Genomic DNA, 11,646 nt, shown 5'->3' on the forward strand with positions numbered 1-11,646 from the left:
CGTCGGGAAACGCCTCCTATCACCCGGGGGTCAGCATGACTGACACGCTTGATTGAACAGGAGCAGAAATGACCAAAGCCCCCTACTCTCCCACCGCCAACTTCCTCCGGGATGCCATCGACGCGACCGACAAGACGCAGCGTGAAATCGCCCGGGATGCGGGACTGCCCCACCCCAACGTCCTGTCGATGATGAAGACCGGGGAATGCAAGGTCCCGATCAGCCGCATCCCCAAGCTCTCGGTCGCACTAGGCGTCGATTCCAGCCGTTTTCTCGAACTCGCGATGCAAGAGTACCACCCGGAGATCTGGATGACGCTCCAGGAAGAATACAGCCCCCTGCTGGACGAAGCCGAGCGGAAGCTGATCGACATTTACCAGACCGCCAGCTTCGCTGGCCCCATCCCCATGACCACGGCCCTGCTGGACGCCCTGCACGGGCTTTTCCTAGTGGCGGTTGTCGGTGAAACCTCCGCTGAGGAATAGACCCCTCCCAAGCCGTGACCGGGCCCGCCAAATTGGCGGCCCGTGACGGGCTAGGTTGCAGGAACTCTTAGACAAAAAATGGAAAGCATGAACAGCACTCGGCTCTCTGCCGACCCGATCGGTGGCCGATGCTTATAGAGGTCGTTGGCATGACTGGCTTAAACAATAGCCCCATCTTGTCCAGAACCCGGCGGCGCCGTCAGTGATAGAGTACAAATAAACGGCTCAGACCGCCCCGTGCATTGGGCCGTGTTGACAACAGGGTTACACACGGGGCGTGATTGAACCTAGAATCTCCAAAACCTGACCTACCCCTACCGCCCCAGCAGCAAACGCTATGATCATGTGATCGATCCTTGAACCAGCTGAATTGGCGGGCGCCCGATGGGAGGAAGCCAGGTTTCATCGGGCGCCCAGGATAGCCGGTCGGGGGAACAACCGGCTAAGGAAGAGAGCCAGCCCTCAGGCGACCGCCTGCCGGCGGTCTGTTGCGGCGGGTCCCGCAGGGAAGACGCCAGACATCACGACAAAACCCGGGATGCGCTTGAAGCGGTCGCTCCAACGGCGGATGGCCGGGAAATCGATGCGCGGAATGCCCCCTTCCTCGGAGAGGACGGTATAGGGGAAACAGGCGATGTCCGCGATCGTGGGATGCTCGCCCGGACAGATCCAGTCCTGCCTCTCCTCCTCGGCAAAGAAGAGATGTTCATCCAGAACCCGGAACAAACGATGCGCACCGGCCCGGGCCGCCTCGACATCTATCTCCGAGTAGAACAGCCCGTCATGCAGGCGGGCCGCCGAGGCCGTTGCCGTGATTGCATCGGAAAAGGCCAGCCATTGCGAGATCTGCCCCAGCAGTTCGGGACTCTCCCGCGGATACCACCGGTTCGAGGGGTCATATTTCGAGGCCAGGTACACCAGGATCGCCTGGGCATCTCTGAGAACAAGACCGTTGTCGTCGATCACCGGCAGCTGACCCAGCGGATTGATCTGGCGGAAGTCTGGGGACTTGTGCTGGTTGCCCGGATAGAAGTCGATCAACTCGGACAAGTACTGGACCCCAAGGAAGGATAGCAGAAGACGCAGTTTGTAGCAGTTTCCGGAGAGTTCATAGTCGTACAGTTTCAACATGCTGACACCTCAAATATCCAGGATGAGACGATCGGACACCGCGCGGCTGACGCAGGTCATGATGGACTTGCCTTCTGCCTTTTCGGCATCGCTCAGGTAGACGTCCTGATGTTTGACTGCCCCTTCGATCACGCCGCACCGGCAGGTGCCGCAGGCGCCCTGCTCGCAGGAACTGGGCATGTCGATTCCGTTTTCGCGCAGCACTTCCAGGATGGTCTTTCCGGCAGGCACTTTCAGAGTCATCGCCGATCGGGCCAGATCAACCTCGAAGGCCGTGCTGTCGTCCACTTCGGCGGTATTGGCAAAATACTCGAAATGCACCGTCTCGTCCGACCACCCCTGCTCGGCGGCGATTGCGCGAGCCGCCTCCAGCATCGGACCCGGACCGCAGATGTAGACGTGGCGGGCGAAACCGGGCTCGGCGAGGATTTCTGTCAACCTGGCGCCGGTTGCCTCTGGCGTCAGCGCCTTGTGCAAGATGAGAGCCTGCTCGTATTCGCCGATCTGCGGTTTGAAGGCCACGTGATCGTCGGACTGCACGAAGTAGTGGAACTCGAAGCTCAGGCCCTGGGCGTTCAGGGCCCGCGCCATGGAAATCAGCGGTGTGACACCGATCCCTCCGGCGACAAAGATCGTGTGCTCGGCATTGCGGCGCAGCGGGAAGTTGTTGCGCGGCGCCGAGATCGCCAGCACGTCACCCGCTTTCACCGCATCGTGGATGGCGGCCGATCCGCCCTTGCTGTCAGGCTCGCGCTTGACGCCGATCCTGTAGTGGTCGGTCTCACCCGGCCCGTTCGTGATCGAATACTGCCGCACCATACCGTTGGGCAGGTGCACGTCGATATGCGCACCGGGCTGGAAGGTCGGCAAGCTGCCCTTGACCGGCTCCAGGCGCAGGCTGACGATGCCCTCGGCGGTCATTTCCTTCCCCGCGACCTGCACGCGCAATTCGGCCTTGCGCATTTCGGTGCCAATCGCAGGAATATCGACCAGATCCTCGGACACCTTTGCGATCACCGGCTGATAGGGCGGCGGTGCATCCTGTGATGACGCACGGGCCTCGATCTGGCTGCGCAACTCCTGCATCAGCCAGCTGTGGCGCTTGAGCAGCCTGATTCGGTCAGCGCCTTTCACAGGCTGATTGCTGACCCCGCGGATCGCGGACCGATTGCTGTCCATCGGCTGCACGAACAGGCGGACCTCCGCCCCGTCCGCCGCGGTCACGGTGACCGATCCGTCGGCGTTGGCACGGCCCGAACAGCTATCGTCCCAGCCATAGGCGAGCAGCGCCTCGACGACCATTTCCATCGGCGCCAAGACCGGAACCGGGCGCAGCACTGTTGCCGCGTCAAACCCGTCAAGCGGGGGCAGATCCCCGCTGGCCTGTTCGCCGGCCCAGACCAGCCCGTGCGCTTCCTGCGCCGGGTAGGTGTTGTTGCAGATGGTCCGTGCCGGCGCATCGGCCGGGTGCGCGGGGATATAGGTGCAGCCAGCGGTGCGGTTGGCATAGCGCCAACCGTGGTACTGGCATTTCAGGTCGGACCCGTTGTTGATCCCGATGGAAAGTCGCACGCCGCGATGCAGGCAGCGATTTTCCCAGACGTTCACGTAGCCGTCGTCGGCACGCCAGACGGCGAACTCACGGCCCAAAAGCTGTGCCTGATAGACGTGACGTTTCGGCAGATCCGAGCTCGAGGCGATCGGATACCATTTACTGTGCAGGTCGGACATCATTCTGGTTTCCCTGTTGTTGTAGTCACGCAGACGGGGGGATCACGCCATAGGCAACCCCCTTGCCGGACAGCCACCTACGGTAGGCGATTGCAGATTTATCTGCGCGAATGGGTGTCTCGGCCCGTGGGTCCAGCGGCAGACGCTTGGGATACTGGTTCTCCAGAATGGGTTTGTCCTGACCAAAGATCGTCTGCTGAAACAACCGGATCTGAGTGTCATCGCTGTTGTCATCCAGCAGTGACAGCAGCATGTGCACGCGGACCTGCTCTTGATTGAAGGGCTGGATGAAGATGGCAATCACATCGTTGCGGCCATCGTCCAGCGGACTGGACTTGTAGAGCACCGAGCAGAACGGGTGCGGCACGCGGTAGATGTAATCGACGTCGGCACCGCCGCTGGAAGAGGCCGCCGCCATCGGTTGCCAAAACTTGCAGTTGGAGGCCAGGATCTCGTCCCGCTCTTCCGACACCTCGACAAAATACTCTTTAACCTCGGTATGCGGCTCGGCGCCCAGAATGTCAGTGTGTACAAACGGAAAATGCCCCATGTCGAGAAAGTTCTCGACCAGGCGCGGGGCCGAGGCGTTCACCCCGAAGCTTGCGGCGTGAATATTGCGACGGTCCTTTTCTTCGTACTCCGGGATCGGAAAGATGTCCCGCTCCGGCATCCCGAGCGTTGTCCAGAAATACCCGAACCGCTCCTTCACCGGCAGCGCCCGATCACCCGGCGCGTCCCCCGGCCTCCCCTCGTATGCCCAGGTGACAACATCGCCGGCATCGTTCCTGGTGTAGGCAATCGGCTGCTCCAGCAGGACACTCCGCTGCACCCGGGCGTCCTTGACGTCCTCAAGAGGCGCAATCGCATACCAGAGATTCACGGCGACGGGGTCTTTGCATTTCAGTTCCGGCACGATCTGTCCTCCCAAAAAAATCTACTGCAAGTGTCACCCCGGCCGCCCTTCGTCCAGCGGCCGCCAGGTGGGGCAAAGATGCGCCACCCAGGTAGGGACTTGCCACTCAACGCTATCCAAGCACGACGAGATTGCATATCAATTTTAAACATAGAGACTTTCAATTTTTGAAGGATAGTCTTTCAATTCTGGAAGAGGTACTACTTGTCGCAGGTCCGGTGCACGGTGTGACAGGCCAATCTGCAACGAGGCGCTGGCCTCCAAACACATGATAAGAAAGGTTGCGCAGCCTTCATGGGAAGCCGTTCAGACGAGATCTCCAAGATCATCACCCGGGCGATCATCCAAAAGCGCCTCTTGCCGGGCTGCAAACTCAGTGAACAAACGCTGGCTGACATCTTCAAGGTCAGCCGCGCGGTGGTACGGCAGGCCCTGATCCACCTCAGCGAAGACGGGCTCGTGACAATGGAGCGCAACCGAGGTGCCTTTGTCTCGAAACCCAGCTACCGCGAGGCGGTCGAGATCTACGATGCGCTCACCATCCTGGAACAGGGTGTCGCCGCGCAGCTGTCGGGACGGTTGGACACCCGCGGCTGGGCTGAACTGCGCCGCCATGTCGAGCTTCAGAACAAGGCCATCGACGAGAAAAACGACGCACTCGCAGACCAGCTGGGCTCGGGCTTTCACGAAACCTTGGTGCGGATGTCGCGGAACTCGGTCGTGCAGCAAATGCACGCGCAGCTGATCCGCAGAACCGCGTTGCTGCGCTCGCTGGTCAGTTCGCGCTTCGATTATTGCGGGCTGCTGCACGATCACAGCCAACTGATCGACCTGCTTGAAGAAGGCAAGATCGCAGAGGCACAGGAACTGATCGCGGTCCACCATAACTCCGTCGTGAGAGGATACCTGTTGGAGGACGACACGCTGCCGAAAACGGACGCGCGAGAAGCACTCGCGCCGTACGTGGCGCAAGAGGACACCGACTAGGGCCGTTCCTCACACCAAAAAACGACAAGAACCAAGGAGCGCCAACGGCCAAGGAAGAACCGAACGCCCAAGACAATCGTCCATTTAAACAGGGAGGAAACAATGAAACGCGCAACAAGAAGAGACATCCTGAAATACGGTGCCGCCACCGGGTTGGCGGCGGGGCTTGCAAACATGCCAGGGGCGGCCAGGGCAGAGGGCAAGCTCAAGGTCGGAGCGGTCTATGTCTCGCCCGTCTCTGAAATCGGTTGGACGAAACAGCACAGCCTTGGCATCGAAGCGATCCGGGCCGAGTTCGGCGATAATGCCGAGATAACGGTGATCGACAGCATTTTCCGCCCCCAGGACGCCGAGCGTGTGTTCCGTCAATTGGCAGGGGCCGAAAACGACCTGATCTTCGGGACCAGTTTCTCGCACGGCACGCCGATGCAGAAAGTGGCACCGCGCTTTCCCAAGGCCGCGTTCGAGCATTGCTCGGGCATCAAGCACCTCAAGAACCTGGGCACCTTTGAGGCCAAGTACTTCGAAGGCACCTACGTGGCGGGCGTGGCGGCGGGCCATGTCTCCAAGTCCGCCAAGATCGGCTTTATCGGCGGTTTCCCGATACCCGATATTGTCGGCCCGGCCAACGCGCTGTTGCGCGGCGCCCAAAGCGTCAACCCCGACATCACCTGCAACGTCATCTTCCTGAACTCCTGGTTCGACCCGGGCAAGGAAAAGGAAGCGGCCAAGACGCTGATCGCACAGGGCTGCGACGTGATCTGCTCGATGACCGATACGGCCACGGGCGTCCAGGTGGCCGGGGAAAACGACGTATGGTCCATCGGCTACGCCAGCGACATGGCCCCGTTCGGCAATGGCAAGCATCTCACGGCGTTCACGCTCAACTGGGTGCCGGTCTACTTGCAGGCGGCCCGCGATACGGCCAATGGCACCTGGACATCAAACGAAAGATGGCTCGGCCTCGCGGATGACGTGATCCAGATGTCCCCCTACAACGACGATCTGCCGTCCGAAGCTACCGCCGCCGCCGAAAGGGCGCGCGCGGAGATCATCGCGGGCACGCTGCACCCCTTTGGCGGCGAACTGAAAGACCAGTCAGGCGCTCTGCGCGTCGAAACCGGACAGAGCCTGTCTGACGGCGGCATCCGGAGCATCGACTGGTTCGTCGAGGGCATGATCGGCAAGCTGGGCTGACCGCTCCCCGGGACTCCCAAAAGGAAGGAATGCCTGCCTCGCTCCGCTTGGCGGGCGATCCACCCGAACAAAGGTGAAACACGCAATGACTCCACGATTGGAACTCCGTGGCATCAGCAAGTCATACCCCGGTGTGATTGCCAATGATGACATCTCGCTCTCCGTTCTCCCCGGCGAGATTCACGCCGTGCTGGGTGAAAACGGCGCCGGTAAAAGCACGCTCATGAAGATCATTTACGGGGCGACCCCGGCGGACACGGGACAGATCGTCTGTGACGGCAAGACCTTGCCCGAACATGGCCCCGCGATCTCACGGGAACTGGGGATCGAAATGGTCTACCAGCATTTCGCCCTGTTCGAATCTATCACGGTCGTGGAAAACATCGCGCTCTCGATGCCCGGCAAGATGGATCTCAAGAGGTTGGCGGTCCGCATCCGCGACGTTTCAGAACGCTACGGTCTGCCGATTGATCCCGACCGCCTGGTGCTTTCCCTGTCTGTCGGGGAACGGCAGAGAGTGGAGATTGTCCGCTGCCTGCTGCGTCAGCCCAAGCTGTTGATCCTAGACGAACCGACCTCTGTGCTGACACCGCAGGCGGTACGGACGCTTTTCAAGACTCTACGCCAGCTCGCCGCCGAAGGCTGCAGCATCCTATACATAAGTCACAAGCTGGACGAGGTACGCGAGCTATGCCACAGCGCCACCGTTCTGCGCGGGGGCAAAGTAACCGGCGAAACCGACCCACGACAGGCGACCTCTGCCGATCTCGCCCGCATGATGGTGGGCAGCGACCTGCCAGAAATGACGGTAGAACCCTCGGAACTCAGCCACCTACCGCTCCTTGCGGTCAACAACCTGAGCATGGCGTCGGAAACCGCCACGGGCACCTCGCTCAAATCCGTGAACCTCGAGGCATATGGCGGCGAAATCGTTGGCATCGCCGGTGTTTCGGGCAATGGCCAGGGGGAACTGGCCGCCGCGATCAGTGGCGAAAAGATCACCGACGCGGCTGAGGACATCATGCTGGAGGGACGCGCGGTCGGCCATCTCAACGCCGGGCGCCGCCGCGATCTGGGCTTGGGATTCGTGCCGGAAGAGCGGCTTGGCCGCGGTGCGGTCCCTCCTTATGAACTGTCTGAAAATGCGCTGCTGACCGCTCACAGGCTGGGCATGGTCAAACACGGGATGGCCAACCGCAGAAAGGCACGCGACTTCGCCTCCGCCGTGATCGAGAAATACAAGGTGAAGGCCAGCGGGCCCAACGCAAAAGCGCATGGTTTGTCCGGCGGCAACTTGCAGAAGTTCATCATGGGCCGGGAGATCGAACTCGCCCCCAAGGTACTTCTGGTATCGCAACCGACATGGGGCGTGGATGTCGGCGCCGCCGCCTTCGTGCGGCAGACCCTTATCGACCTCAGCCGCTCCGGGAAGGCGGTGATCGTGATCTCCGAAGAACTGGAAGAGCTGTTCGAAATCTGCGACCGGCTTTACGTCATCTGCAATGGCGAGCTCTCTCCGCCCCTTTACCGAGCCGACACCAATATCGAGGAAGTCGGACTTCTCATGACCGGCACGGGCCCGACATGTGCCGCGTCTGAAGATCAAATGGAGAGCATCAGGCATGCTGTTTAAAATCGAGCCTCGCGCCGAACCGTCGCGCCAAATGTCCATCGCCGCCCCGCTGATCGCGACCGGGCTGACCATTGTCGTCAGCTCCCTGTTCTTCCTGTCGCTCGGATACAACCCCTTGGTAACGCTCTACACCTTCTTCATCGAACCGCTCACGACGATGAACGGGATTTCCGAATGGTTGCTGAAGGCCTCACCGTTGATCCTGATCGCCTGCGGTCTCGCAATCGGCTTTCGCGCGAATGTCTGGAACATCGGCGCCGAGGGTCAGCTGATCATGGGCGCGATTGCCGCCACCGGCGTCGGCCTGTTTGCGCCCTGGCAGGACAGCCCGTTGCTGCTGCCCTCAATGGTCATCGCGGGCATGTTGGCCGGCATGGCCTGGGCGGCGGTCCCCGCCTTTCTCAAGGATCGCATGAACACCAACGAGATCCTGGTGACGCTGATGCTCACCTATGTCGCCACGCTGATCCTGTCGTACCTGGTCCACGGCCCATGGCGCGATCCGGATGGCTACAACTTCCCGCAGACCGCCCTCTTGCCGTACAACGGCATGTTCGAGGTCTTCGACTATTCCTACCGACTCAACACCTCGATTTTCTTCACCGTGGTCGTTGTCGCCTTCACCTGGCTGTTCACCGAGCGCAGTTTCCTGGGGTACAAGATGTCTGTCGGCGGAGTCGCTCCGGCCGCGGCCAGGTTTGCCGGCTTCAACGCCTCCGCCTCGATCTGGATCGGGCTGCTGGCCTCCGGTGCCGCAGCTGGCCTGGCCGGGATGATGGAAGCCGCCGGCCCCCTGGGGCAACTGTCGCCACAAATCTCGCCCGGCTACGGCTTTGCCGCCATCATCGTGGCCTTTGTCGGACGCCTCAACGCCTTTGGGATCGTGCTGGGCGGGCTGCTGCTGTCGCTTCTCTACCTGGGTGGTGAAACGGTGCAGATGTCGCTGGGCCTGCCGTCCTCGATCGCGCTGATTTTCCAGGGAATGCTGCTGTTCTTCCTGCTCGCCAGCAACTTCCTGATCAACTTCCGCATCCGCAAGCTCGCTGTGAGGACCGCCTGATGGATCTGTTTGTCTCAATGTTTGCCGCGACGATCGTCGCGGCAACCCCGCTCATCTTCGCTGCGCTTGGCGAGTTGGTGGTCGAGAAATCCGGCGTCCTGAACCTCGGCATCGAAGGCATGATGCTGGTCGGCGCCGCGTTCGGGGTCTGGGCGCATTTTGCCGGCCTGCCGATGATCGTGGCGCTTGCCGCCGCAGTGCTGACCGGGGCCGCCTCCTCGTTACTGTTCGGCGTGCTGGCGCTCACGTTCATGACCAACCAGTACGCGGCGGGCCTGGCGCTTGCGATCTTCGGCACCGGGGTGTCCGCCTTCATCGGCCGCGGCTTCGGCAGCACGCCGGTGGACGCCATTCAGCCCATACACCTGCCCGGTCTCTCCGACATTCCGGTGATCGGGGAAATGTTCTTCCAGTACGATCCGCTGGTCTACCTCTCCTTCGTGATGTTCGGTATCGTCAGCTGGTTTCTCTACCGCACCAAGGCCGGACTGGCCTTGCGTGCCATCGGGGAAAGCCCGGATTCGGCGCATGCCATCGGCTATGAGGTGATCCGGATCCGCTATATGGCCGTGATGTTCGGGGGAGCTATGGCGGGTCTGGGCGGCGCTTACCTGTCGCTGGTCTACACCCCCCTTTGGGTGGAAAACATGACCGCGGGCCGTGGCTGGATTGCCCTTGCTCTGGTGGTTTTCGCCGCCTGGCGCCCCATCCGGGTGGTCCTTGGCGCCTGGCTGTTCGGCGGGATGACCATTCTGCAGTTACAAGGCCAGGCAATCGGATTGAACGTCCCTTCCGAACTCCTGTCCGCACTGCCATATCTGGCCACAATCGCGGTATTGGTGCTGATCTCCCGCAACCGTCAGGCGATGGCCCTCGATTTCCCCATCTCACTGGCACGACCCTTCCGACCCAAGGGATAAGCCACAAGGTACTGTCCGACAACACAACGACGGGCAGTACTCTTCTAGATCTGTGGCATTGTACTGGCGACTGTTCAGATGTCGCCCGCCCCCTTGAGCACCTTGTTCAGCAGAACCTCTAGATCCGGTTCATCCCCGCGGGTGCGGGGAACAGACCCGCAACAACAGCCCGGCGCGGCGCATCCCCGGCTCATCCCCGCGGGTGCGGGGAACAGGGCTAAGATGAGCAGCGGTCTTCCATGAGCGTCTTGAAATAGACTTCGCGCCCCTCAATGGCTTGGCCAAGGGTTTTGATTGCCTCCCTTAGATCTGCGCCAAACTTCATGTCTCTTGTGGCCTTGGCACCCTCACGAAAGAGGTCGGATGAGGCTGCATCAATGGCATCATGTGCGGCTTCAAGGTCGCGCTTGTAGCTGCGCAAAACTTCGCACTCAAGCTTGCTGCCCCCTGCGTTTGCTGCAGACGACGCGGCGAGAGCGGCGGCGAAAACAAGTCTTTTCATGAAATCCCCCGAGGTGAACAAGTGACAGACGGCTCATCCCCGCGGGTGCGGGGAACAGTGGGTAGAAATAATTCTAACATCATAACTGCGCGGCTCATCCCCGCGGGTGCGGGGAACAGCCAACCGGCGGAAACTAGAGCGGCGTTTAGAGCGGCTCATCCCCGCGGGTGCGGGGAACGGGTGCCGGTGGCGCTGATGAGGCGCCCGCGCGCCGGCTCATCCCCGCGGGTGTGGGGAACGGACGCCCCCCGCCGGCTTCCTGCGCCGCCTGGCCGGCTCATCCCCGCGGGTGTGGGGAACGGGCGATGTTCGAGCGGATCTGGCGCGCGTAATACGGCTCATCCCCGCGGGTGTGGGGAACGGTTATCCCAACGCGATTGCGCCGCTGCTTTCGCCGGCTCATCCCCGCGGGTGTGGGGAACGGGCTTCGCGGCGAATTGCGCGCGGTTTCATATACGGCTCATCCCCGCGGGTGTGGGGAACGGACAATCCGCCTTCGCGCGCCGGAAGCGTCCGACGGCTCATCCCCGCGGGTGTGGGGAACGGTTTCTCAGAATGGCCTTGTCCGGGCGTGGTCCCGGCTCATCCCCGCGGGTGTGGGGAACGGTTGACGGGCGTCTTAAGCCGGTCATGGAGCCGCGGCTCATCCCCGCGGGTGTGGGGAACGGAGCTCGTCACACTCGTTTCGGTGAGTTTTTGCCGGCTCATCCCCGCGGGTGTGGGGAACGGATCTCGGTCAACGATCGGCTCGATTCCCATTTCGGCTCATCCCCGCGGGTGTGGGGAACGGCCGTCATGTACGACGCCGTCCAGTTCCCGGCCCGGCTCATCCCCGCGGGTGTGGGGAACGGGCCGCCGGGGCGTCATCAACGATCAACCTCACCGGCTCATCCCCGCGGGTGTGGGGAACGGTCCCAAACGCCGAGCAAGCGGCGCAAGGAATTCGGCTCATCCCCGCGGGTGTGGGGAACGGTCGCCCTCTTCGTCCTGCGCCTGTTTCAGGGCCGGCTCATCCCCGCGGGTGTGGGGAACGGACGGTATCTGTCCACGATGCGCGCGCCGAAGGCGGCTCATCCCCGCGGGTGTG

The 11,646-nt window shown here is 61.8% G+C and carries 10 protein-coding genes and 1 CRISPR repeat array (1 of these 11 cut by a window edge); of the genes, 6 read left to right on the forward strand and 4 right to left on the reverse strand.

Features of this window, described 5'->3' with window-relative positions; translation table 11 throughout:
- Positions 1-68 precede the first annotated feature (68 nt).
- Positions 69-485 (forward strand): helix-turn-helix domain-containing protein, encoded by a 417-nt coding sequence (locus tag ACN0S5_RS14800; RefSeq protein ID WP_417209466.1) that lies wholly within the window; start codon positions 69-71, stop codon positions 483-485.
- A 462-nt stretch (positions 486-947) separates the two neighbouring features.
- Here the strand turns inward: ACN0S5_RS14800 and ACN0S5_RS14805 are convergent, their stop codons facing one another.
- The 3 genes from ACN0S5_RS14805 to ACN0S5_RS14815 are packed head-to-tail and all read right to left on the reverse strand — an operon-like array spanning position 948 to position 4,260.
- Entirely contained in the window at positions 948-1,616 is a 669-nt protein-coding gene (locus ACN0S5_RS14805; protein WP_417209467.1) for a glutathione S-transferase family protein, read from the reverse strand.
- A gap of 9 nt (positions 1,617-1,625) precedes the next feature.
- The gene (locus ACN0S5_RS14810) at positions 1,626-3,350 is read right to left on the reverse strand and encodes a Rieske 2Fe-2S domain-containing protein (protein ID WP_417209468.1); all 1,725 of its coding nucleotides are present in this window, start codon (positions 3,348-3,350) and stop codon (positions 1,626-1,628) included.
- A 22-nt stretch (positions 3,351-3,372) separates the two neighbouring features.
- Positions 3,373-4,260, reverse strand: a complete 888-nt coding sequence (locus tag ACN0S5_RS14815; protein WP_417209470.1) for an aromatic ring-hydroxylating dioxygenase subunit alpha — start codon at positions 4,258-4,260, stop codon at positions 3,373-3,375.
- A gap of 294 nt (positions 4,261-4,554) precedes the next feature.
- Between ACN0S5_RS14815 and ACN0S5_RS14820 the strand changes: the two genes are divergently transcribed.
- The 5 genes from ACN0S5_RS14820 (at position 4,555) to ACN0S5_RS14840 (ending at position 10,057) form a co-directional block, all read left to right on the forward strand.
- Positions 4,555-5,247 carry a GntR family transcriptional regulator gene (locus ACN0S5_RS14820; protein WP_417209471.1) on the forward strand — a complete coding sequence of 231 codons (693 nt, stop codon included), beginning with the start codon at positions 4,555-4,557 and terminating at the stop codon, positions 5,245-5,247.
- Between the two features lie 102 nt (positions 5,248-5,349).
- A complete protein-coding gene (locus ACN0S5_RS14825) occupies positions 5,350-6,444 on the forward strand; it encodes a BMP family ABC transporter substrate-binding protein (RefSeq protein ID WP_417209472.1) in 1,095 nt (364 codons plus the stop codon).
- A 97-nt stretch (positions 6,445-6,541) separates the two neighbouring features.
- Entirely contained in the window at positions 6,542-8,077 is a 1,536-nt protein-coding gene (locus ACN0S5_RS14830) for an ABC transporter ATP-binding protein (protein ID WP_417209473.1), read from the forward strand.
- On the forward strand, positions 8,067-9,137 hold the full coding sequence (locus tag ACN0S5_RS14835) for an ABC transporter permease (protein ID WP_417209474.1): 1,071 nt from the start codon (positions 8,067-8,069) through the stop codon (positions 9,135-9,137). The genes ACN0S5_RS14830 and ACN0S5_RS14835 overlap by 11 nt, the downstream gene beginning before the upstream one ends.
- Entirely contained in the window at positions 9,137-10,057 is a 921-nt protein-coding gene (locus ACN0S5_RS14840; protein WP_417209475.1) for an ABC transporter permease, read from the forward strand. Before ACN0S5_RS14835 ends, ACN0S5_RS14840 begins: the two co-directional genes overlap by 1 nt.
- Before the next feature lie 217 nt (positions 10,058-10,274).
- Here ACN0S5_RS14840 and ACN0S5_RS14845 read toward each other — a convergent pair whose 3' ends face one another.
- Positions 10,275-10,559: a hypothetical protein gene (locus tag ACN0S5_RS14845; RefSeq protein WP_417209476.1), complete on the reverse strand. Its 285-nt coding sequence runs from the start codon at positions 10,557-10,559 to the stop codon at positions 10,275-10,277.
- Positions 10,560-10,588: 29 nt separating this feature from the next.
- A CRISPR array of direct repeats spans positions 10,589-11,646; the repeat unit is 29 nt; unit sequence CGGCTCATCCCCGCGGGTGTGGGGAACGG; it runs 1,228 nt beyond the window's last position.

Source organism: Antarctobacter sp., assembly GCF_048262615.1.
In the GTDB taxonomy this organism is placed as follows: domain Bacteria; phylum Pseudomonadota; class Alphaproteobacteria; order Rhodobacterales; family Rhodobacteraceae; genus Antarctobacter.